The following is a 22,124-nucleotide window of genomic DNA, read 5'->3' on the forward strand; positions in this document are numbered from 1 at the left end:
ATCCCATGGCAACCTCCCTGTATCGGTACATCTGGCGCCATACGCGACGCGAACAGATCTGGATGCTGGTGGTGGTCGTCGTCTCCGTCATCCCGTTCTTCCTGTCGCTGAACCTTCCGAAGCTCATCATCAATGGGCCGATCCAGGGCGAAGGGTTCGAGGGCGCGGGCGCGACGGTCGACTACTTCCGGCTCACCATTCCCCTGCCCGGCTTTCTCGGTGGCAGCGACCACCTCGTGCTTCTCGACGGCACGCCGTTCGAGCGCATGGAGGCCCTTTTCGTCCTGTCCTCCCTGTTCCTCCTGTTCGTCGTCGTGAACGGGGCGTTCAAGTTCTATCTGAACACCTACAAGGGGCGCCTGGGCGAGCGGATGCTGCGGCGCATGCGCTACGAGATGGTGGACCGGGTCCTGCGCTTTCCCATCCGCCAGTTCCGCCGCATCCGACCGGCGGAAGTCGCCTCCATGATCAAGGACGAACTGGAGCCGATCGGCGGCTTCATCGGCGACGCCTTCGTCCAGCCGCTCTATCTTTCGAGCCAGATCCTGACGGCGATGATCTTCATCTTCCTTCAGAGCTGGACGCTGGGCGCCGTCGCCTTCGCCGTGACCGCCTTCCAGGCGATACTGATCCCCCGCATGCGCCGTCGGCTTCTGATCCTCGGTCGGGAGCGGCAGCTGACGGCCCGGCGCCTCGCAGGCTCGGTCGGCGAGATCATCGAAAGCATGCCGACGATCCGCACCAACGACACGTCGAACATCGTGCGCGCACGAATCTCGGAGCAGCTCGGCCGCATCTTCCTGATCCGGTTCGACATCTACCAATGGAAGTTCTTCGTCAAATTCCTGAACAACTTCCTGTCGCAGGCGACGCCGTTCATCTTCTACATGTTCGGCGGCTATTTCGCGATCCGTGGCCAGATCGACATCGGGGAACTCGTCGCGGTGATCGCCGCCTATCGCGAACTGCCGGCCCCCCTCAAGGATCTCATCGACTGGGACCTGATGCGCCTCGACGTGGACGTCAAATACGATCAGGTCGCCCAGCAGTTCGATATCGACGGCCTCCTCGACCCGGCGACGCAGGCCCCGATCGCTGCAAGTTCCGAACGGCTGGATGGGGGATTCCAGCTGATCGAGGCGACGATCCGCGACGACACGGGCGCAGCGCTGGTCAGTGGGGTCTCGCTCGACTTGCCGCTCCACCAGCGGCTGGCCGCGGTCGGCCCTCTCGGCGATGGCGCCGAGGTCGTCGCCGAAGCGCTGGCGGGCCTCGCGCCGCTCGCCTCCGGCCTGATCAACTTGTCGGGTCGGCCGCTCGGAGCGTGGCCGGAATCCGTCACCGGTCGGCGCCTCGCCTATGCCGAGCCGGCATCCTACTACCCGCGCTCCAACCTGCGCGAAGCCCTGCTCTATCCGCTGATGCATCACCCGCTGCACGACGCCCGGCCGGCGACGACCCGCTCCGAGTCGCGCATGCGAACGGAAGCGCTGCAGTCGGGCAACAGTCTCCTCGACCCCAACGACGACTGGATCGATCGGTCCGCGCTGTCGCCGGAGCCCGACGAGGAGATTGCCCGCATCGAGCAGATCCTGGTCGCCGTGGAACTGAGACGGGACCTGACCCGGTTCGGCCTCTCCAGTCGCGTCCCCGAATGGCTGACGGCGAAGGCAGGCCCTAGGATCGTCTTGGCGCGCAAGCATCTGGCCGCGCGGCTGCGCGAGGAGAAGCTCGACTCCATGGTCGAGCGGTTCGATCCCGGCGCCTTCCTCGACCATGCGACGCTGATGGAGAACCTCGTCTTCGGGGCCGCGCGTCAGGACGAGATCGCAGCCACCCGGCTCCTGATACGATCCGATGCTCGCCGCGTCCTGGAACGTCTCGGCCTCGACAGGACGCTGGTCGAGATGGGCCTCAAGATCGCGATGACGCTGGTCGAACTCTTCGGCGAGATCGGCGCCGACGACCCGATGCTGCGGCGCATGGACATCATCAGCCCGGATGAGATCGACTTCTACCGGCAGATCGTCGTCCGGCTGGGATCGAGCGGCCGCACCGCGGAATCCGACGAGGATCGCGGCGCGCTGATCCGGCTGGCCCTGTCTTACGTGGAGCCGCGGTATCGCCTCGGCCTCGTGGACGATACCCTGCGCGCGCGCGTCATCGAGGCACGGACGCTGTTTCACGAGACCGCGTCGCAGATGGTGCGCGAAGGCGTCGAATTTCATGAGCCCGATCGGTTCAATCCCGCCGCAACGCTCAAGGACAACATCGTCTTCGGCCGTGTGGCGAACGCCACTCCCAAGACCAGCGCCCGCATCGACGAATTGCTCGACGCATCGATCGACGCCTACGACCTCGGTCCCGTCGTGCTCCGGACGGCGCTGGAATACGACCTGGGAGCCGGTGCCAAGAGACTGAGTCTCGGGCAGCAGCAGAAGGTGACGCTGGCCCGCGCCATGTTGAAGGCGCCCGACTATCTTGTCGCCAACCGATGCCTGTCCGCTCTCGACGCCGACACGCAGGCGCGTATCCTGAGGTCGGTTCTTCAGCTCGCGCGGGACGCGGGCCGCCCGTTCGGAATGTACTGGGTTCCGAGCGCGCCGATCGAGACCGAACTTTTCGACCGTATCGTGCGTTTCGAGCGTGGACAGTTGACGAGCGACAGTCTTGCCGACCGAAGCGAGCTTGTCCTATCGTCCTCTCCCGGGCCGCAATGACTTCGAGCACGTGCGAAGGAAGCAGCGATCATGAGTCTTCTTGCGGACGAAGTCGAAGTCCTTCGGCGCACGCCCCTGTTCCAGGGGATCGAGCTCAGTCGACTGAAACTCGTGGCCTTCACGTCGCAGGTGATGCGGTTCTCGGATGGGGACGCACTGTTCCACCAGGGCGATACTGGCGACAGCGCCTATCTCATCCTCGCCGGCGAGGCCATGGTCGTGGCCGATTCGCCGATAGGCGAGATCGAACTGGCACGATTGGGGCCGCACGAGGTGGTGGGGGAGATCGGTATCCTGTGCGACATTCCCAGGACCGCGACGGTGCGCGCCGTCGGCGATCTCGCCACATTGCGCATGGGCAAGGAGTGCCTGTCCGACATGCTGGATGCATTCCCTTCCATGGCGCGCGTGATGCTGCGCGAGATGGCGATGCGCCTCAACCGGACATCGGCGGAACTCGTATCGGCCCGCGCGGCGGCCGCGCTTCCCACGTGACGTCTTGAGCATCATGCAGGCGGGAATGCGCCTCACCGTGTGGGGCGCACGCGGAACCGTTCCCATCGCTCCGGAAGATCCGTCGCGCTACGGCGCGCGGACCTGCTGCGTGTCGATCGAGGCGCAAGGGCGAGTTCTGATCTTCGACGCCGGAACCGGGATCGTGGATCTCGGCAACCGGCTCATGGCGTCCGGCGAGCGCGAGATCGACCTGTTCCTCGGCCATGCCCACTACGACCACGTGATCGGCTTTCCCTACTTCCTCCCCTTCTACAATCCAGCCTGCCGGGTTCGCATCCATGCCGGCCACATGCAGGACGGGCGGAACTGCCGGGCGCTCCTGGAGGATTTCCTGCGTGCCCCGTTCCATCCCGTGGGCCTCGAAAAGTTCAAGGCGGACATCGAGTACGTGACGTTCCGGCCAACGGACATGCTGCAGCCTTCGGCCGGCATCCGCATCACGACCCATGAACTCACCCATCCCAACGGCGCCGTCGCCTACCGTGTGGAGAGCGACGGGCGCTCGGTGGTCTATGCGACCGATCACGAGCATCGACCCGGCATGCGCGACGTCGCCCTCGAGACGTTCATCGCCGGGGCGGACGTCCTGATCTTCGACACGACCTTCACCGACGAGGAACTGCCTCGATACGTCGGCTACGGCCACTCGACCTACGAGGAAGGCGTGCGCCTCGCCCTGGCCGCCGGGGTTCGGCGCCTCGTGCTGTTCCATCATTCCCACAAGCGGCCGGACGACGACCTCGCCCGGATCGAACGCGAGATGCAGACCCTGTTGCCGGGCGCCGTCGCCGGACGGCCGGGCCTGGAAATCGATCTGCCGGCGCTGCCTCGCGCGCCGGAGATCTAAGGTCCGCCCATGGTGCTCAAGACGTCCAAGATACTCGAGATCGGCGACTGGCTCATCCAGCAGGCGCTGGCGGAAAAGCCGCTCGAACCCATGCTGGAAGGACTGGCCAACAAGCTCAACCATGTCGGCGTGCCGATCGACCGGTGCCGCATGACCTGGTCGACACTCCATCCGCTCTTCGAGGCCGAAACGGTGCTGTGGACGTCGGGGCGCGGCATCGAGACGAAACGCTTCGTCCATCAGGAGGAGGAGTCGCAGGAGTATCTGCGCAGTCCGATCAAATACATGCTGGATCACGATCTGGATTTCCTGCGGGGCCGGCTCGATGTGACGGGGGCGCTTGCGTTCGATCTCTTCGAGGAGTTGCGCGCGGACGGCTTCACGGACCTCATCAATCTGCGCACCAACATGTTCATGGGGCGCTCCGTCCTGCCGCTGCGCGCGGACGACCTCGGCCTCTATGTGACCTGGGCGACCCGCGCCCCCGGCGGCTTCCACGACACGGTGGTCGAAACCCTGAAGCAGCTGCAGCGCTACATGTCGCTGGTCTGCAAGCTCGGGATCTACCCCCGGCTGATCACGAGCGTCGCCGATACGTATCTCGGCCCGACCATCGCCCGAGAGGTCCTCGGCGGCCGCATCCGCCTGGGAAGCGGCAGTCAGGTGCGGGCGCTCGTCTGGCTGTCCGATCTGCGCAATTCCACGGGGCTTGCGGAAGACCTCAGCGAAGACTGCTACCTGACCCTTCTCAACGATTACTTCGACTGTACAGGACGAGCGGCGATGGAGGCGGGCGGCGAGATCCTCGCCTTCATCGGCGACGCGGTCCTCGCCATCTTTCCGATCCAGGACGGCAAGCTGACGCAGGATGCCGCCATCAGGAAGGGCATCGCGGCCGCCCGCACGGCGCGCGGGGCCCGCCGGACCGTCAATGCCAGGCGCCGCGAGGCAGGCGACGTGGAATTCGACTTCGGCGTGGCGATGTGTGTCGGGGAGGTCCGGCTCGGCAATATCGGCATCCGCCAGCGGCTTTCCTTCTCCGTGATCGGCCCGTCCGTCAACGAGGCCGAACGGATCGAGAAGGAGACCAAGCGTCTGGGCGTGCCGGTGCTGGCGACGAGCGAAGTGGTCGATGTCGCGGCGGCGCACTGGCGGCGGGTCGGCTCCTTCACCCTGAGGGGGACGCATCACGAAACGGAGCTGTTCGGCCTCCTGGCCGACGACACGCGATCCTGGGCCTAGCCGCTCCCGGAGCGATCTTCGGGCACAACCCCGGTCACTCGGACAGGGGATCGAGCGCGTCCCGCAACCCGTCTCCCAGAAAGGAGAAGGCCAGGACGGTCGCCATGACCGGAACCATGGGGAGGAGCAGCCAGGGGTAGAGCACCACCGCCTCGATGTTCTGGGCTTCCGTGAGAAGGACGCCCCAGCTCGTGATCGGCGCGCGCAGGCCGAGATTCAGGAAACTAAGAGCCGTCTCGGCCAGGATCATCGAGGGGATCGCGAGCGCGGCCGACACCACGATATGGCTCATGAAGTTCGGCAGGAGGTGCCGCGCGATGATGCGCGCCGGACCCGCGCCCATCATCTCGGCCGCCGCAACGAAGTCCTCCTCGCGCAGGGAGAGGAGCTTGGAGCGCACGGCGCGCGCCAACCCCGGCCATTCGAGGCAGGCAAGGATCGCCGTGATCGCGAAGTAGACGAGGAGCGGACTCATCGTCACGGGGAGCGCGGCGGACAGGGCGAGCCAGATCGGCAGGTGCGGCAGGGAGCGCAGGATCTCCGTCGTTCGTCCCAGCCAGAAATCGGCCCGACCGCCGAGATAGCCCGCGAGACCGCCAAAGAGCAGCCCGAGCGCAAGGGTCAGCGTCACGCCCAGCAGCCCGATCGTGAGCGAGATCCGGGCCCCGTGGACGAGGCGCGAGGCCATGTCGCGCCCGAGCCGATCGGAACCGAGGAGAAAAGCCGTCCCGCCCTCCGGCGCGCAGTAGAGGTGCCGGTCCGCGTCCCAGATGCCCCAGAAGCGGTAGGGCTCGCCGCGGCAGAAGAAGCGGAGCGGCTGGGGCTTGGTTCGATCCTGCGTATAGTGGCGCTGCAGCGTATCCATGTCGAGTTCTCCCTTCATCGCGTAGACGAAGGGGCCGAGAAGCCGGCCGTCATGGAAGAGATGGACCGGCTGTGGGGGCATGAAGATGTGGCGCGTGTCGCGCGTCGCCACACCGGTCGGCGCGATGAATTCGGCGGTCGCAGCCACGAGATAGGAGACCACGAGAAACGCGAGCGAGACGACGGCAAGGCGACGGCTGCGCAGGCGCCACCAGAACAGACGGCGGCTCGAAGCGCGCGCATAGTCCGCGCGAACGCTCGTATGCTCGCCTGTCTCGCGCTCGGCATCGAACGGGCGGGTGCTGACCCAGTGAGGAACCGGTTCGCTCAATGGCCGCGTCGCCCGGTTAGGCGCAGGCGCGGATCGATCAACGCCAGCGCGACGTCGGAGACGAGCATACCCGTGACGGTGAGAATCGACAGGAACATCAGGAAGGACCCCGCCAGGTACATGTCCTGACTGCGAAGCGAGGACAGGAGCATCGGTCCCGTGGTCGGCAGCGACATGATCACGGAGATGATCACCGAGCCGGACACGATCTGCGGCAGGAGATCGCCGATATCGGAGACGAAGGGGTTGAGCGCCGAACGCAGCGCGTACTTTCGCAGGACGAACCCGTCGGACAGCCCACGGGCCGTGGCCGCGACCACGTAGGGACGGCGCAGCTCGTCGAGGAGGTTGGCCCGCAGGCGCTGGATCATCGCGGCCGTTCCGGACAATCCGATCACCACGACCGGAACCACCAAGTGGGCCAGAACGGACACGACCTTCCCGGTCGACCACGGCTGACCGAGGTAGGCGGGATCCATCATGCCGCCGATTGAAACGCCGAAGATCGCGTTGGCGACGTAGAGCAGGATCAGCGCGAGCAGGAAGTTCGGTGTGGCAAGCCCGACATAGCCAGTGAGCGTGAGCGAGCGATCCGCAAAACCATGCTTCCGCCGGGCGATGAAGAGGCCGAGCGGAAAGGACACGAGATACACGAAGAGGACGGTTACGAAGTTGAGGACGAGCGTCAGGAAGACCCGGTCGCCGATCACTTCGGAAACGGGCGCGGCATATTCGAAGGAGTAGCCGAAGTCGCCTTGGACGAAGCCGCTGATCCAGTGCAGGTACTGCACGGGCAAAGGCTGGTCGAGCCCGTACTGTTCGCGCAGGAACGCGACCTTTTCCTCCGCCTGCGCTTCCCCCTCGGCCCGCAGTTCCGCGATCGAGTTGGTGAGATAGTCGCCCGGCGGAAGCTGGATGATGGTGAAGATCAGGATGCTGGAGACAAGGAGCGTCGACACCATCGTGCCGAGGCGGAACAGGAGATAGCGCAGCATTACGGTCGAACCGGTGCCGCAGCGGCGGACGTCGTTTCGTCGGCGAGGAAGAACGTATCGGGACGGTAGGAGCCGAGATAGGCGCCGGGTTCGAAGTTCCAGCGCCCCGTCTGCGGCAGGTTCTGCAATCGCCGCGTGGCGACGATGATCTGGTCGACGTCGGCGACGATGCCGATGCGCGGCAGTTCGTCCGCGTCGACCCGCAGCATCTCGTCCCAGATCCGGCGCTTCTCGGCGTCGTCGAGCGTCCGGCGCCAGGCCTCGTTGCGGTCGAGCTGCTCCCTGGCGAAGGCGAGCGTCGGCTGGACACCGAGCTTGCCGCCGCTCTCGTGGTTCAGTCCCCAGGTCGGCCAAGACGCCTGGGACGAGTCGGTGGGCGCCAGAGCGGCTGGACTGTCCTCGGCCCGAGCCGCACCGTTCTCCAGGCCGCTTCCGACCGTCACGAGCGGCGAACCGGCCGCAAGGCGTGAGGCCAGCGTGTCCCGCTCCACCGCCTTGAACAGCATGCGAACGCCGATACGGCGCCAGTCCTCGGCGACGAGCTGGAGGACGTCCGTCTGCTCGCCGTCCTCGCCGGCGAACTCCACCACGAGATCGAGGGCTCGCCCGTTCGGCATGAGACGCGTTCCCGAACCGTCACGGGCCTGAAGTCCCAGCCCGTCGAGCAGACGGTTCGCCTCGTCCGGGTCGAAACGGGCCCAGCGCGTGGCGAGCGCCTCGGTGAACAAGGGCGATGCCGGCAGGACGGTGTCGCCGGCAGGACGCGCCAGCCCGTAGTAGATCGCCTGCGCGATGTCCTCGCGGTTGATCGCAAGGGACAGGGCACGGCGGAAGTCGCTCGCCTGCAGCAGCGTCCGCCAGTCGGCATCGCTGGTGTTGAGGTTGGGGAAGAGCACCATCCGCGAGCCTCGCCCGCTCGGCCAGCGCAGGACCTCGTAGTTCGAGCGCCCCTCGGCCGCCTTCAGAAAGGCATAGTTCGCGATCGTGAGCGCCGTGCTCTGGAGATCGGTCTGCCCCGACGAGGTCATGGCAGGGATCAGCCCTGCGCTGGCGATCTCCATCGCGACCTCGTCGATGTAGGGCAACTGGCGCCCTTCTGCGTCCACCCGGTGAAAATAGGGGTTGCGGCGGAACAGGAAGCGGTCGGCGGGCGGCCGGGTCACCAGAACCCAGGGCTGCAGCGATGGCAGATCGGGGTCGGTATTCTTGTAGGACTGGTCATGCTTGAAGTGCAGCGCCTGCCAGTTGCGCTGGCCCTCCGCCTCGATGCGGCGCTGAAGTTCCGCAGCGCCCGCATAGCGCTTGTGGAACTGGCGGAGGTAGTGGGCCGGCCGAAAGATCTCGAGTGGCAACGATGCGGCCAGCGCGGGCATGAAGTCGGGATTGGCCTCCGCCCATTCGTAGCGGATCGTCCAGGCGTCGAGAAAGGTGACCGTCGGTCCGGCGCCATGCACCAGTAGTTGGCGCGGGAGGCCGCTCTTGCCGAGTTGCGGATCGTTGGCGACGTCCTCCCAGTAGTAACGGAAGTCCTCCGAGGTGAACGGTTCGCCGTCCGACCACCGATGGCCGCGCCGGAGGTGGAAGGTGAAGATCCGGCCTTCCACGACATCCACGCTCAGCGCGACGTCGGGCACGATGCGTCCGTCGGGCGTATAGCCGACGAGGCGCGCATAGCCGAAGACCACCATGCGTCGCGTGTCGCGAGCTTGCGGCTCGATCGTGCGCAGGGTGCCGCCGTAGCGTCCCGTCTGGCGCCCCATCGCGGCGAGGTCGGTGCGGAGCGGGTCCTGCGGCAGACGTTCGCGCATCGGGGGAATGTCCCCGCGTGCGACCTCATCCGACAGGATCGGAGGTTCGCCGTCCGCAGGCGCGGCCGCGACGATCGACCAGGACCCCATGACGACGAGCGTCGGCAGCAGGAGGCGAAGGAGGCTCGGACCGATCCGCACGCGAAGACCCATATGTGAGCGCACGTCCAGGCCGTGCGCATGAGGGCGAGGCTCGCATGGGGCCGAAGGGCCCGCAAGCCGCCTCGCGCTCACCGGGCGATCTCGTTGCGGCCATCCTCATAGGCCTGGACGAAATGATCGTGGCTCAGCGCGATGAGTCCGGGCTCGTCCTCGCCGTCACGCGCGGTGAACGGCCAGCCCCATCCCGACATCCCCTTCGCCACGCCGCCTTCGAAGGCGGAGAAATCGATGGGCTGCGCCGGATCTGGCTCCGGAATGGAGGCGATGAGGCGGCGCGTATAGGGATGCACGGGACGCGAGAACAGAGCATCGCGAGAGGCGACCTCGAGGATGCGACCGCCCGACATGACCGCGATGCGGTCCGCCAGATAGTTCACGACGGCGAGGTTGTGCGACACGAAAAGGTAGGTCAGACCGAGTTCGCGCTGCAGGTCGCGCAGGAGGTTGAGGATCTGCGCCTGGACCGACACGTCGAGAGCCGAGACCGGTTCGTCGAAGAGGATGAGTTCGGGCTCGAGCGCCAGCGCGCGGGCGATGCCGACCCGTTGACGCTGACCGCCGGACAGGCCGTGCGGAAAGCGCTGGAGATGCGAATCCGGCAGACCGACGATCGCCAGCAACTCGCGGGCCCGCTCGCGCCGCGACGCCCGCGTGCCGATCCCGTGAATCTCGAGCGGCTCGGTGAGGATCGCCTCGATGCTCATCCGGGGGTCGAGCGCGAGATAGGGGTTCTGGAAGACGTATTGGACCCGGCGCCGCCACCCCTTCAGCGTGTCGCCTCGAAGGTCGAAGACGTCCTGCATGCGTCCGTCCGGCATGCGCATCTCCACCCGCCCCGTGTCCGGCCGTTCGGCCCGAGCGAGGATGCGCGACAGTGTGGTCTTGCCCGAGCCGCTCTCGCCGACGAGGCCGAGACATTCGTGGCGGCGGATCGTCAGGTCGACGTCGCGCAGCGCATGGATCGGCGCGCCGCCACCGAAGCTACGGGAGCGGAACGTACGCGAAAGGCCGGTGGCCTCCACCAGGACATCGCCCTGCCCCTGTTCGCGCCGCCGGCCGAACTTTGCCAGCGCGTCCGCAGTCCGGATTTCCCGTAGCGGCTTCAGGCGCTCCTTGCGCGAGCGCGAAAGACGCGGCACCGAGCGCAGCAGCGCCTTGAGGTAGGGATGGCGCGGATCGGCGAAGAGGTCGGGGACGGAGCCCGATTCCATGGCGGCACCATGGTGCATCACGACCATCTCGTCGGCCATCGAGGCGACGACCCCGAGATCGTGGGAAATCAGAAGGAGAGCCGTTCCATGATCGTCCCGAATCCTCGCAAGGAGGCGCAGGATCTCGGCCTGGACCGTCACGTCGAGCGCGGTCGTCGGCTCGTCCGCGATGATCATGGCGGGCCGGCAGACGATCGCCAGCGCGATCATGGCGCGCTGGCAGAGGCCTCCCGAAAGCTGAAAACTGTAGGCCGCCGACGCCCGCTCCGGATCCGGGAAACCGACGTCGCGAAGGGCCTCCAGCATCGCCGCGCGCGCGCCGCGCTTGTCGAGTTCGGGACGATGACGGCGGAGGACGTCGAGGATCTGTTCGCCAATCGTGTGCAGGGGCGACAGCGCGGCGGCGGGCTCCTGGAACACCATCGAGATCCGGTCGCCCCGGATGTCGCGGTATCGCGGGTCGCTGCGCGAGAGAGCCGCCAGGTCGATCGACCCATCCGTCTTGGGATCCCGGAACAGGATGCGACCGGACAGGCGAAACGCCGTTCGGGGGAGGAGGCCGAGGATCGTGTGTGCGGTGACGGACTTGCCGGAGCCCGACTCTCCGATCAGCGCGAGCGTTCGTCCCGCACGGACATCGAACGAAAGGTCGTCGACGGCACGGATCCGCCCCTCCAGCGTCCGAAACTCGATCGAAAGGTTCTCGACGGCCAGCAGCGGGGACATGAAACCACGAACAGCGAACGGATCGTCCGGAGCGAGTGCCCCGGCCGCTTCACCATGGCAGATGGCCGGTCGATCAGGGAAGCTTTAAGTCGAGGAGAAGCGTCTCGTTATAGAGTAGATCCACGTCGCGCGCCTCGATCTCTCCGACCGGGCGGAACCATCGCGGCAGCGGGATCGCCTCGAGTGGCACGCCCGATCCGGCCGACAGGAACCGACTGTCGATCGCAAGCACGCCCTCCTCGACCAGAAGGTCGGCCAGATCCTGCGCATGGTAGGCGAGGAGCTCGGCGTGGCTCGCATGGAGGAGGTCGTGGTGCAGGACATCCGCGCCCTTGCGCTTGCGCTGCAGAAGGACAAGGGCCGGCCTCCCCGCCCCTTCCACGACCGCGCTGAACAGGCCAAGCCCTTCGTGGTCGGCGAGGCGGCGGCGCGCATCCTCGTCGAGTGCAGCCACGTCGTCGGTCAACCGAAGAGCGCCGTGGGAGCGCAGACGCCTCGGCGGGAAGAGCGCGCGCTGATCGTCGAGGATCGAAAACCCCAGCGCCCGGATGCGCCGGCCTGTCGCACGGCGCGCCGTGAGCGTCACATAGGTCGTGTCGGCGCGCTGCATCCCGGCGCCGAGAAGCTCCTGTCCGAGCCCCGAACCGCGATAGGAACGCTCGAGATACCACGCACCGAGATCGCAGAAGCGCCGGGTTCCGAAGCGCGTCCGCCGGTCGCTGTAGATCGTCGCCATGAAGCCGACGATGCGCCCGTCATGCTCCACCAGCCACCCGTGCTCCAGCCCCTCCGGTCGCCATGGGTCGTCGAGGATGCGGCGCCAGCGTGTGGGCTCGATCCGTTCGTTCATGAACCGATGCAGGAACGTCGCCACCAGGTCGATGTCGCCCGGGCCTGCCGGACGAACGAAGGGCTCACTCATGTGCCGCGCCTCCAACGAAAACGGATCTGGCCGAAACCGGCACCGCCCAGCGCGCCAACAGGGGCACGAGACGCTCGAGAAATCGCCAGGTCTCCTCGTCATGATCGAGATGATGGGTGAGGAGGCAGAACGCGGCGCCTGCTTCGGGCCCGTTCTCGTCCAGCCACTCGTGCAAGTCGGAAAGGAGCCGCGCTTCGCCGGCAAAGCGCGCCCCGCCCTTCCAGCGCAGGACGTCGAGGTGGGCGTTCGCCACCGTCATCCCGGATCGCCGCCCCTCGACCTCGCAACCGAAGACGCTCAGGCCTACATAGCCCATGGCTGGAAGCGCACGCGCGATCCGGTCCTCGATACGGTTCCAGGGCGGCACCATGACCGGCAGGAAGCGGTTGGCGAACACCTCAGCCAGCCGCCTTTGCCCGCACCCGAGATCGGCGAGGATTTCCTCGCTCTCCCGCCGCCCACCGCACTCGACAGCACGTTCTCCCTCGCGTGCCTCGTTGCCGTGGCGATAGCCGTGCTGGAGAATGGTGACCGGGGAGGACACCGCATCGAACATTCGCGGCAGCCCTTCATCCAACGATGCCGGGATCGTCGCCAGCGCGACCGGAAAGCGGCTCGCCTCGGCAAGGGCGAGCAACCGGGCGATCCGAGGGCTCCATCGAGTCGCGTCGTCATCTCGCCACCACGCGCGCAACGACGATCCGGCCTCCTGCCGTTCCGCAAGGCGACGCTCCAGAAGCAGCCACGGATCTCGGTCGTTTTCGGAAGGAGCCTGCATGCGTTGGCGATCGATATCTTTCAGGAACCTGCCCATCGGGCGGCACGAAGGTGCGTCAGCGCGAAGGCCGGCACCTGGAACCCGCGCACCTCGCCACAAACCATCGCCGCAGGTCAACCGATCCGGAGGCCGTCAGGGATCAGACCTGCGGCGAGATTCGTCTGACGCCAAGCGAAGGCTCGGCGCGGTGCGCTTCAGCCTGATTTCGCATAGGGAACTGACCCTGCCGCTGTCGGTCCGGATCAAAGCGCCGAACAGTCTGCACCTCAGGCAACCGGTCCACGACGGACGAGGGTCGCGGATCGTTGCGACGACCTCAGGATGATAACGCATCCCGTTTGGAAACATCTCTTAAGCTGCATTTGCGGCGCGATCGCCGGACGCCGCATCGGTGCGGCGAGACGTGAGGTTTGGATCATTCGCCGACGGGAGCCCCGGGAGCGGTGTTCGGAAAACAATGGGGATCTTCGTCTTGCCAAGCGAGAGGCATTCACGCCGAATTCTTCGACGCGTCGTTCTCCTACAGCCCGGACGCAACGGGAAATGATGCCATGAGAGAACGTGGCCGCAGGACCGATTGGTTGTCTGTGCCGAGCGGTTGGAACGGCTCATCCGCCTCCGGTTGGGCACTCCGAAAAGCTGCACTTCCGAATACGACCCGTTTCAGACGTGCGACTTGGCCCATGCCCTGACCGAGAGCAGACCTCTTGTGATGCCTCGTTGTTATCCAAGAGGCAGATCGATGGTGCAGCGCACGCCGTCCGGCAGAAGAACGTAGGTCGTCATGGCATCAAGCTGGTAAGGGAGCGCCTGCTCGATCAGGGTTCGACCGTATCCGCTTCCTTGCGCAGCGGCCGCCTCTTCCGGCATGTCGATGACGCCCGTCTCGCTCCATTCCACATGGAGGCGGTCCGCGTTGGCTCCGCCAGGCCGAACGAGCCAGGTCACGGTCAGTCGCCCTTCGCCGCCGGACAGCGCGCCGTATTTCACGGCGTTCGTGGTGAGTTCGTGAGGGGCCAGGGCAAAGGTCTGCACCGTTGCGGACGGGAAGCGGACGCCTTCCGGCCCGTGCAGGACCACACGGCTGGTCTCGGCATCGATCGGAATCCCCCGTGCCTCCAGCTCCGTCTTGAGAAGACTGTCGAAGGTCACGCGCTGACCGTGACGTGACCCCCTGAATTTCAGCCACGGATGGCTAGAGTCCGCCCAACGATAGGGGACGGACGGATGAAGAAGTCACGGTTCACGGAAGAGCAGATCATTGCGATCCTGCGGGAACAGGAGGCGGGCGTTGCAACGGCTGAGGTCTGCCGAAGACACGGCGTCAGCTCGGCCACGTTCTACAAGTGGAAGGCCAAGTACGGCGGCCTCGACGTGTCGGAGGTGCGACGGCTGAAGGGGCTGGAGGACGAGAACGGCCGCCTGAAGCGGATGCTGGCAGATGCCATGCTCGACAACGCCGCGCTGAAGGATCTTCTGGGAAAAAAGTGGTGACGCCCGCCGCCAGACGGGAGGCCGTGGCGCCCTTGCTGCGACCTTCCAGATGAGCGAGCGGCGGGCGTGCCGGGTGATCGGGGCGGACCGGGCGAGTGTTCGATACGAGGGGACGCGACCTGATGATGGGTTGCTCCGAGCACGGCTGAAGGAGTTGGCGGGCGAGCGCCGTCGGTTTGGCTACAGGCGGTTGCACGTCCTGCTGAAGCGGGAGGGCCATGCCGTCAACCGCAAGCGCATCCAGCGGCTTTATCGCGAGGAGAAGCTGACCGTTCGCCGTCGCGGCGGGCGCAAACGGGCCATGGGAACACGGCGACCGATCGAGACGCCCATGGCCGCCAACCAGCGCTGGAGCCTGGACTTTCTGTCCGACCAGCTCACAGACGGTCGCCGCTTCCGGATCCTGGCCGTGGTCGACGACTGCACTCGCGAATGTCTGGTGCTGGTCGCCGACACGTCGCTGTCGGGTCTGCGGGTTGCGCGTGAGCTCGACGCCATCGTGCGTCGTCGCGGGCGCCCGACGACCATCGTCAGCGACAACGGCACGGAGTTCACCTCCAACGCGATCCTGACATGGGCGAACGAGACCTGCGTTGGCTGGCATTACATTGCGCCCGGCAAGCCGCAGCCAAACGGCTTCATCGAGAGCTTCAACGGACGGCTGCGCGACGAGCTTCTGAACGAGACGTTGTTCCGATCCCTGCCGCATGTCCGCGCTGTGCTGGAAGCCTGGCGGCGGGACTACAACGAGGAACGACCGCACTCCAGGCTCGGCTGGATGACGCCTCGGGACTTTGCCCGCACCATTACCAAAACCACCGGCCGAAACGCTGCGCTCAACAACAGCTCCGCGCTTCGGCCTCTTGCAACCGCCATCGACGATGGCTCAGATCACGACAGGACTCTCGCTCCCGCTGGATGAAAAACGGGGGTCACGTCACCAGCTATCAAGTTACCGGAACCTTCTCGGAAGAGATAGGTCCGACGGCTCTGGTTCTAAAAGGCTCGGCGCCACGGCGGGCGAAGTCAGGTTGTGGAATTGTCACGTATGACAATCGGGCGCCGAACTCTCAGTTGAGGTTTACCTTTCTCGTCAGTCCGTGAGAGAATCCATCTGGACGACACGCCTTGCGGATCATCACATCTCGTACGAGGTCGCTATATCTCGTACGAAAGACGCGGGTATCTTGTACGGCTGATGGTGGCCACCAGCGAGAGAAAGTCGTGCATGTATCCTCCTGAGCAGTTGTCCAATGCCTGAAGGAGGTTCTTGGGCTTCGGGAGGGCGGAACTCAAAACGCAGAGAAGACTGAAAGCCGAAGGCCCAGGCGCGCTACGATCCGTCTGGGCCTTTCGATTCAGGGACCGCTTCACCGCGGTGGTCCTGACCCGGACTTTGGCCCAGGCGTCATGAGAGCTCTTGGGCTCTTCTGAGTTGATCCGCGAACTCGGCCGGGGTTAAGTTGCCCAAGCTCGTGTGCGGACGGTGGTGGTTGTAGTCCTCCCGCCAGGCCTAGATCCGGGACCGGGCGTCAGCCATGGACAGGAACCAGGAGGCGAGACCGCGCGAGCATGGCCTACGCAAGGTGTTCGCACGCGGCGATATTTGGTGAAGACGGGCGCGCACTGGCGCTGATTGCCTCAGAATCGCCGCCCTGGCTCGACGTGGTACTCTCCGATCGACGCGGGTGACCATCTGACGTCAGGCCTGCAGACGGGCTTGCTTCAGCTATCACGCGACGGTTGGCGAATCCGTGTTGCCGTTCCTCCTGTCAGCGATGGAGTGACGAGGAATTCTCTCGATCCCTCTCATGAGCGTTGCAACCTCGAACTCACCGTATGCCCCACCCTCGGTCCGCGGTGCATGGCCCTGCACGGCGTCCAGCACGTCCGTCGGCACGCCGACCCCTCGGCCTATGGTCTTGAACCGATGACGTCAGCCGTGAAACGGATCGACACGGGGGTCGACGACCTTCGTCGAAGCCCGAACCCAGCGAGCCAGTCTCTCGCCGAGCTTCTTGTAGGGCGGGGTCACGGCCGATCCCTCGCCCTCGGTCTTCGGATCGTAGAAAATCGGGCCCGTCTTCGTACGCCGTGCGAACGTGAGGAACCCCTGTTCGATCAGATGCGGATGGATCGGCACGTCACGATACTGGCCCGTCTTGACGGAACCGGCCTCGGGCGTGATCCGGATGCACGCAATGCCCGACACGTCGATGACGTCCTCGCGGCGTAGCTGCGTCAGCTCGTTGACGCGCGCACCGGTGTAGGCGCACAGCCACGGTATCCAGCGACGAGCGGCAGCATGCTTTGGTCCGAGCTTGTTGGACGGGGGCTCTAGCGTGGCTTCCAGGATGGCTTTCGCCTCCTCGTCGGTCAGCCCCTTGTTGCGCAGCTTCGTCGCCTTCGGGACCTTGATGCGGAAGCCGGATGCCGGGTTTTCGCTCAGGCGACGCTCTCCGACCAGCCATGACATCAGAGCCTTCAGGGCAGCGAGATGAACGTCACGGATCATCCGTTTTGACAGCCCGCTGGCTCGCAGCGCCGCGATCCAGTCCGCCACGTCGGCAGTCGAAATCATGCGCAGGTCGTCGTGAGCCAGGTGCCGTTTGAGATTGCCCATGGACAGTCCCCAGCGTTTCCGGGTCGATGTGGCAAGTTTTGACGCCTTGACGTAGTCGTCGAACGTCTCGACGATCGCCATCTTCGCAGCGTTCGGTCGGACGACCTTCGGTTCCATCGGTCGTACTTCCTGCGGCGGTGGATATCGAAGGGCCGCCGGATCGGGCGAGAAGTCGCCCGCGAACTGCATATGCAGAGCCTTCGCGATCCCTTCGTCAACGGCTCGCGCTATGCCGTGCTCGAAGAGTTGCACGTAGTCCGGGTGAATCCGCAGACCTTTATCGTCGAGATACGCATCGATCTGTTTCTTGAAGAAGCGAAGAAAGTCCTCACGAGCCGCGTCGTCGTCGTAGCTTTTTGACCCAGCGGCTCGCCCAGCCATTCAAATGGATATGCCCGAAGAACGCGATCCTTCCCTCCTCGCCGGCAGTGATGAAGGATCGATAGAAATCGCCCGCCATCGCTGCCATCTGTATGGGAGTCGGGCGCATCAGACCGGAACGTAGATTAGCCCATCTAGACTCCAGACGGGCTAGGGCCTCCGCGTGCAACCGTCGTGCTTCGACAGGGTCCTTGGTGCCAAGTGAACGCTTTTCCATAGAGCGCTTCACAAGCGGCATGACGTCCGAGGGGACGCGTTTGCGGAGGTAATAGACCCCCGTATCGGGATGCTTCCAGGGCCGGGCCATCTGCAGGACCATACGTGTACCACCTTTGTGTACCACAACGGCGATTGCGAAAGTCCTACTGGAGAAGGGATCCCAGCAACTATGCTACTTTAAGGCATCAAATGGCGGAGAGGGAGTCCGCTGAACTGACGACCTTCCACGTATCTGGGTGTATCTGAAATCCCCACAAATCAGGGACCTAGGCTCTCTGGTCGTATCCGCCCGGTTCCGGTAGTGTCCTGCTATCCCAACTTTGAAGTGGGGAAAGAAGTGGGGAAGGCATGCCGCGAGGCGGGAACAAGCTCACGGATACCGCTGCGAAATCGAACGCCCTTAAAGCCGGCCGACACTCGGACGGTGGCGGTCTTTACCTGAACGTTTCAGCCTCTGGTTCGAAGTCCTGGCTGTTCATGTGGGTGGTGGTCGGGAAGCGTCGCGAGATGGGGCTTGGCGCTTATCCCACGATCGGTCTGGCGAAGGCGCGCAAGCTTGCCAGCGAATGCCGTGACGCCGTAGCCGAGGGACGCGATCCCATCGCCGAGAGGAAAGCCGAGGCACCGAGCGAACCGACGTTTGGGGAGTGCGCGGACGACTTGATTTCATCCATGAGAGGCTCTTGGCGCAATGCCAAGCACCGGGAGCAATGGGTGATGACCCTAAGCCGGAAACGCGACGAGGACGGCGCCCTAGTCCGCGACGGGTACTGCCTGAAGCTGATCGACCGGAAGGTCACCGCGATCGGCACGGACGACGTGCTGGCGGCCCTAAAGCCGATCTGGGTAACGAAGGCTGAGACCGCCTCGCGGCTTCGCGGTCGGATCGAGCGCGTCCTCGACTACGCGAAGGCCAAGGGCTGGCGCACAGGCGAGAACCCGGCCATGTGGCGCGGCCATCTCGCCAACATCCTGCCGGCCCGCCAGAAGCTCCAGCGTGGTCATCACGCGGCCATGCCATACGACCAGGTGCCATCGTTTCTGGAACAAGTGAAGGGCGCCGAGGCAATGGCTGCTCGATGCCTAGAGTTCACGATCCTGACGGCCGCTCGATCTGGCGAGGCCTTGAGCGCCACATGGAGCGAGATCGACCTTGATAAGGCGCTGTGGACGATCCCGGCCGCACGCATGAAGGCCGGCCGTGACCACCGCGTCCCCCTGCCCGCCCGCGCTGTCGAGATCCTGCGCGACTTGAAACACGCCCGCCTGAACGAGTTCGTGTTTCCCGGCCAGAAGAAGGATAGCCCCCTCTCATCCCATGCCGTCATCATGTTGATGCGGCGGCTCAAGGTGGATGTGACAGTCCACGGCTTCCGGTCCGCGTTCCGCGATTGGGCTGGCGAGGAAACCAGCTTCCCGCGCGAGGTCGCGGAACAAGCCCTCGCCCACACGGTCGGGGATGCAACGGAACGGGCGTATCGCCGCGGCGACGCGCTGGAGAAGCGCAGGAAGCTGATGGAGGCGTGGGCGTCGTATCTGACGCCTACGGCCAATGGCGCGGTGAAGCTTCGCGCCTAATGCATCCTCCTCGCGGCGTTTCGTGAGACACCCTGGAACACCAGGGACGTTCATGGATTGACAAGGTGCGTAGATTACACACCTATAGGCGGCATACACACGGTCTCCGAACTCCAGTCCTTCCGTAAGCATGCTATCCAGGCCGGAATGTCGGAAGACGACATTGCGGACTTCATCGATCACATCGCGCAGAACCCGGAGGACGGGGACGTGATCGAGGGGACAGGTGGATGCCGGAAGGTTCGCTTCGCGATCCGTGGCAACGGAAAAGGTAAGAGCGGGGGCGTTCGGACGATCACATTCTACACGGGGGAGGACTTGCCGGTCTTTCTCATTACGGTCTTCGGGAAGAGCCAGGAGGTGAACCTGACGAAGGTCGAACGAAACGGATTGAAGACGCTGACGGATGCGATTGTGGACGCCTATGCACGGCGCGTCCAGCCGCTTGCCGCAGGTGGAGAACGAGCATGAGCAAGAAGGTATTCGACCAGATCGCGGAGGGCTTGCAGGAGGCGTTGGCCGTTGCTCGCGGCGAGGCCGAGCCCTACAAGCTTCATGTGCCGGCAGAGATCGACGTGAAGGCGATCCGTGGGAAAACGGGGCTGTCTCAAAAAGACTTTGCCTCGACGTTCGGCTTTGGCTTCGATCAGCTCAAGCAGTGGGAACAGGGCCGTTCGCGCCCGGTCCAGGCGATGCGCGCCTATCTCTTGCTCATCAACTCGCGCCCTGTCGAGATGGTGAACGCTCTGCGCGCGCTCCAGAACGAGATTGCGGCCGTGCCCCCGCGCAAAGTTGCCTGCCGCTGAGGTTGGAAGAATATGCACTCAATCCCGAGAGCTACCGATTTGAACTTCGAAACGAAAGCGGAGACGCTTCGCGGTATCGTCACCAAGTCAACGAAGAGGTTTATAGCGGGCTGCAAAAAGGATGGTGAGGTTGCCGTTATCGTTGCTGATGATGGCACGCGCTCGTTCAACCTCTATCGCATAGGGGTCGCCGGGCCGGAAACCATCCTGCTCGTGGGCGAGACGGACGAGGGGCGGCATATCGAGGCCATTCTTCACCATTCCGCCGTGCGGATATCCATGATTGCCGTGCCGCAGAATGACGAACGGGCACAACGTCGAGCAATTGGATTTACGGCTGATCATCGAGAGCCTGACGGCCTAACCGATATCGGCTGAAAGTGTAGCATCGAACTCGTGAGCGAAGTTGGCCGTAAGCCTTACGCCTTACCGTCATCAGAACGTGGATGTCGCCCCGTCTGCTTCGGCCGGCGGGGCTTTTCTATAGGGGGCCGGCATTCTTCTCGCTTCTACGATCCGCAGGAGATGGCTTGCCAGCATAACCATCTCGATTGCTTCTGCCGGATCGTCCAATGGCACGTTCCGGTGCGAATGAGGGTTCTTGTACGAACCGATTGCGCCCGCGAAGAGGTTTGCCAACGCCTCGCGCTCTGCAATCTCCACGTCCATGTCCGTGAGAAGTCCGGTGTCCTTATGGAAGGCTTCGCGCACCAGAGTGACGCCCACAGCCTTATCCGGCGCGCCGATCGCGGCTCTCACTGCGATTTCGACTGCCCGCATGGCCTCGAAGACTGCCGTTGGGAAGCTGCCGCGAATGAACGCCTGCCAGACCGTCTCGCGGATGGACGGGTGCAGAAGCGCTTTCGGGAAATGCTGTGCCGCACGGAAGTCGGAGAAGCCGTCCTCAGCCGCGATCTGCCGGCCGCGCCGGCTGATGACAACGGCATCGCGGTTCATGCCGGGATTGTCCACAAGGAGGCACTGCGTCCGCAAATAACAGAAGGCTTCTATGAGCGCTTGGCGAGCGCCACGCTCTTTCCCTTGATAGCCGACCGGATCTCCATTCATCACGCTCGGCTCGGCGCATAGGTTCGCCCAAAAGAACTCTCCGTGCTGCGTGCGGTTCAGCACGGCCAACACGTGCCCGGCCAGCTCTTCGGGCTCCATCGAAAGCAGCACCGCAGGATCGGGGAACTTGGAATAAATCTCTCGCATAGCGGCTCCTGAGGGAATGGCCTCGCTTACCAAAAGAGGACGCACCGCGCGCTCAAGGCGCGGACCAGCTCTGAGCGAGCGCTGATGTTCATCTTCTGTCGTCGGAGGTGCCAGATGATCGAAGTGAATATCCTAGAGCAGCGGATCGACGGGAGCACGACCGGCAGAGGTTGTTGGCTGTTGCTCTACCCGCCCCGCATCGGCGAGGCGATCCAGATCCCCAACGTATCGCCCAGCACGAACTTCTATGAAGTGATCGCGGTTGAGCATTTCGCGGTTGCGCCTGAGGAAAGGCGTACACCGTCCTCCCGGCAGAGCGCGACGGTCACGATCACCGTCCGCTATTCCTACGATTGGGACGACCTAGAGGCCTCCGACTACTAGTCCGCTGACCGGCGCAGCCTGACCCCCGGCCCACCAGCCGCCTCGGCGCCATCGTCGAGGAAGATCACGCCCGCGGCCTCCAACGCCTTCCTTACGGCGGACACGTTGTCGGCGGAGCTGCGACCCGGCCCCAGCTTCTCCATACGTTTGATCGTCGGAAGCGAAAGGTTCGAAGCCTCTGCCAACTGGGTCTGCGACCATTCGAGCAACCCTCGAGCTGCCCGCATCTGGCTTGCATCGATCATCGGAACCCCATGCGTTAAACTTTTTGTATGATACACGATCCAAAAGGGTTTACAAAA

Annotated in this window: 20 protein-coding genes and 2 pseudogenes; 10 read left to right on the forward strand and 12 right to left on the reverse strand. The window is 64.7% G+C overall.

The genetic code is table 11. The features are described from left to right. The first annotated feature begins 5 nt into the window (after window positions 1-5). From ACLNGM_RS20060 to ACLNGM_RS20075, 4 genes are read left to right on the forward strand one after another with little or no spacing between them, the layout of a single operon-like run. Window positions 6-2,720 (forward strand): ABC transporter transmembrane domain-containing protein, encoded by a 2,715-nt coding sequence (locus tag ACLNGM_RS20060; protein WP_416356304.1) that lies wholly within the window; start codon window positions 6-8, stop codon window positions 2,718-2,720. Between the two features lie 30 nt (window positions 2,721-2,750). After that, window positions 2,751-3,215: a cyclic nucleotide-binding domain-containing protein gene (locus ACLNGM_RS20065; protein WP_416356305.1), complete on the forward strand. Its 465-nt coding sequence runs from the start codon at window positions 2,751-2,753 to the stop codon at window positions 3,213-3,215. Window positions 3,216-3,228: 13 nt separating this feature from the next. After that, window positions 3,229-4,083, forward strand: coding sequence for an MBL fold metallo-hydrolase (locus ACLNGM_RS20070; protein ID WP_416358502.1), 855 nt, complete (start codon window positions 3,229-3,231; stop codon window positions 4,081-4,083). Window positions 4,084-4,092: 9 nt separating this feature from the next. Then, window positions 4,093-5,325: an adenylate/guanylate cyclase domain-containing protein gene (locus ACLNGM_RS20075; protein WP_416356306.1), complete on the forward strand. Its 1,233-nt coding sequence runs from the start codon at window positions 4,093-4,095 to the stop codon at window positions 5,323-5,325. 34 nt (window positions 5,326-5,359) lie between these two features. Here ACLNGM_RS20075 and ACLNGM_RS20080 read toward each other — a convergent pair whose 3' ends face one another. The 7 genes from ACLNGM_RS20080 to ACLNGM_RS20110 form a co-directional block, all read right to left on the reverse strand. Further along, window positions 5,360-6,520, reverse strand: coding sequence for an ABC transporter permease (locus tag ACLNGM_RS20080; RefSeq protein ID WP_416356307.1), 1,161 nt, complete (start codon window positions 6,518-6,520; stop codon window positions 5,360-5,362). After that, window positions 6,517-7,515 carry an ABC transporter permease gene (locus ACLNGM_RS20085; RefSeq protein ID WP_416356308.1) on the reverse strand — a complete coding sequence of 333 codons (999 nt, stop codon included), beginning with the start codon at window positions 7,513-7,515 and terminating at the stop codon, window positions 6,517-6,519. The genes ACLNGM_RS20080 and ACLNGM_RS20085 overlap by 4 nt, the downstream gene beginning before the upstream one ends. Further along, window positions 7,515-9,476 carry an ABC transporter substrate-binding protein gene (locus tag ACLNGM_RS20090; RefSeq protein WP_416356309.1) on the reverse strand — a complete coding sequence of 654 codons (1,962 nt, stop codon included), beginning with the start codon at window positions 9,474-9,476 and terminating at the stop codon, window positions 7,515-7,517. The genes ACLNGM_RS20085 and ACLNGM_RS20090 overlap by 1 nt, the downstream gene beginning before the upstream one ends. Window positions 9,477-9,553: 77 nt before the next feature. Then, a complete protein-coding gene (locus ACLNGM_RS20095) occupies window positions 9,554-11,422 on the reverse strand; it encodes a dipeptide ABC transporter ATP-binding protein (RefSeq protein ID WP_416356310.1) in 1,869 nt (622 codons plus the stop codon). A 73-nt stretch (window positions 11,423-11,495) separates the two neighbouring features. After that, window positions 11,496-12,344, reverse strand: coding sequence for a GNAT family N-acetyltransferase (locus tag ACLNGM_RS20100; protein WP_416356311.1), 849 nt, complete (start codon window positions 12,342-12,344; stop codon window positions 11,496-11,498). Next, window positions 12,337-12,981: a hypothetical protein gene (locus tag ACLNGM_RS20105; RefSeq protein ID WP_416356312.1), complete on the reverse strand. Its 645-nt coding sequence runs from the start codon at window positions 12,979-12,981 to the stop codon at window positions 12,337-12,339. Before ACLNGM_RS20105 ends, ACLNGM_RS20100 begins: the two co-directional genes overlap by 8 nt. An 864-nt stretch (window positions 12,982-13,845) precedes the next feature. Further along, complete coding sequence (locus ACLNGM_RS20110) at window positions 13,846-14,274, reverse strand: hypothetical protein (protein ID WP_416356313.1); 429 nt, start codon at window positions 14,272-14,274, stop codon at window positions 13,846-13,848. A gap of 75 nt (window positions 14,275-14,349) precedes the next feature. Between ACLNGM_RS20110 and ACLNGM_RS20115 the strand changes: the two are divergent. Continuing rightward, a pseudogene (locus ACLNGM_RS20115) lies at window positions 14,350-15,538 on the forward strand (IS3 family transposase). A 519-nt stretch (window positions 15,539-16,057) separates the two neighbouring features. Here ACLNGM_RS20115 and ACLNGM_RS20120 read toward each other — a convergent pair. The 3 genes and pseudogenes from ACLNGM_RS20120 to ACLNGM_RS20130 form a co-directional block, all read right to left on the reverse strand. After that, a pseudogene (locus ACLNGM_RS20120) lies at window positions 16,058-16,129 on the reverse strand (integrase core domain-containing protein); the annotation flags it as partial. 423 nt (window positions 16,130-16,552) lie between these two features. After that, window positions 16,553-17,620 carry a site-specific integrase gene (locus tag ACLNGM_RS20125; RefSeq protein ID WP_416356314.1) on the reverse strand — a complete coding sequence of 356 codons (1,068 nt, stop codon included), beginning with the start codon at window positions 17,618-17,620 and terminating at the stop codon, window positions 16,553-16,555. Beyond that, on the reverse strand, window positions 17,568-17,939 hold the full coding sequence (locus ACLNGM_RS20130; protein ID WP_416356315.1) for a DUF6538 domain-containing protein: 372 nt from the start codon (window positions 17,937-17,939) through the stop codon (window positions 17,568-17,570). Before ACLNGM_RS20130 ends, ACLNGM_RS20125 begins: the two co-directional genes overlap by 53 nt. Before the next feature lie 248 nt (window positions 17,940-18,187). Here ACLNGM_RS20130 and ACLNGM_RS20135 point away from each other — a divergent pair, with 248 nt between their 5' ends. The 4 genes from ACLNGM_RS20135 to ACLNGM_RS20150 all read left to right on the forward strand — a co-directional run bounded on the left by ACLNGM_RS20135 (window position 18,188) and on the right by ACLNGM_RS20150 (window position 20,601). After that, window positions 18,188-19,417 carry a tyrosine-type recombinase/integrase gene (locus ACLNGM_RS20135; protein ID WP_416356316.1) on the forward strand — a complete coding sequence of 410 codons (1,230 nt, stop codon included), beginning with the start codon at window positions 18,188-18,190 and terminating at the stop codon, window positions 19,415-19,417. 147 nt (window positions 19,418-19,564) lie between these two features. Continuing rightward, the gene (locus ACLNGM_RS20140; protein ID WP_416356317.1) at window positions 19,565-19,888 is read left to right on the forward strand and encodes a type II toxin-antitoxin system RelE/ParE family toxin; all 324 of its coding nucleotides are present in this window, start codon (window positions 19,565-19,567) and stop codon (window positions 19,886-19,888) included. Further along, the gene (locus ACLNGM_RS20145) at window positions 19,885-20,223 is read left to right on the forward strand and encodes a helix-turn-helix domain-containing protein (protein ID WP_416356318.1); all 339 of its coding nucleotides are present in this window, start codon (window positions 19,885-19,887) and stop codon (window positions 20,221-20,223) included. The genes ACLNGM_RS20140 and ACLNGM_RS20145 overlap by 4 nt, the downstream gene beginning before the upstream one ends. A 39-nt stretch (window positions 20,224-20,262) precedes the next feature. Next, window positions 20,263-20,601 (forward strand): hypothetical protein, encoded by a 339-nt coding sequence (locus ACLNGM_RS20150; RefSeq protein ID WP_416356319.1) that lies wholly within the window; start codon window positions 20,263-20,265, stop codon window positions 20,599-20,601. A 57-nt stretch (window positions 20,602-20,658) separates the two neighbouring features. Here ACLNGM_RS20150 and ACLNGM_RS20155 read toward each other — a convergent pair whose 3' ends face one another. After that, on the reverse strand, window positions 20,659-21,438 hold the full coding sequence (locus ACLNGM_RS20155; RefSeq protein ID WP_416356320.1) for a TIGR02391 family protein: 780 nt from the start codon (window positions 21,436-21,438) through the stop codon (window positions 20,659-20,661). Window positions 21,439-21,552: 114 nt separating this feature from the next. Between ACLNGM_RS20155 and ACLNGM_RS20160 the strand changes: the two genes are divergently transcribed. Beyond that, window positions 21,553-21,822, forward strand: a complete 270-nt coding sequence (locus tag ACLNGM_RS20160; protein WP_416356321.1) for a hypothetical protein — start codon at window positions 21,553-21,555, stop codon at window positions 21,820-21,822. Here ACLNGM_RS20160 and ACLNGM_RS20165 read toward each other — a convergent pair. Further along, complete coding sequence (locus tag ACLNGM_RS20165) at window positions 21,819-22,067, reverse strand: helix-turn-helix domain-containing protein (RefSeq protein WP_416356322.1); 249 nt, start codon at window positions 22,065-22,067, stop codon at window positions 21,819-21,821. The genes ACLNGM_RS20160 and ACLNGM_RS20165 overlap by 4 nt on opposite strands. Between the last annotated feature and the right edge of the window lie 57 nt (window positions 22,068-22,124).

Source organism: Aureimonas phyllosphaerae, assembly GCF_047943035.1.
Classification (GTDB): domain Bacteria; phylum Pseudomonadota; class Alphaproteobacteria; order Rhizobiales; family Rhizobiaceae; genus Aureimonas; species Aureimonas phyllosphaerae.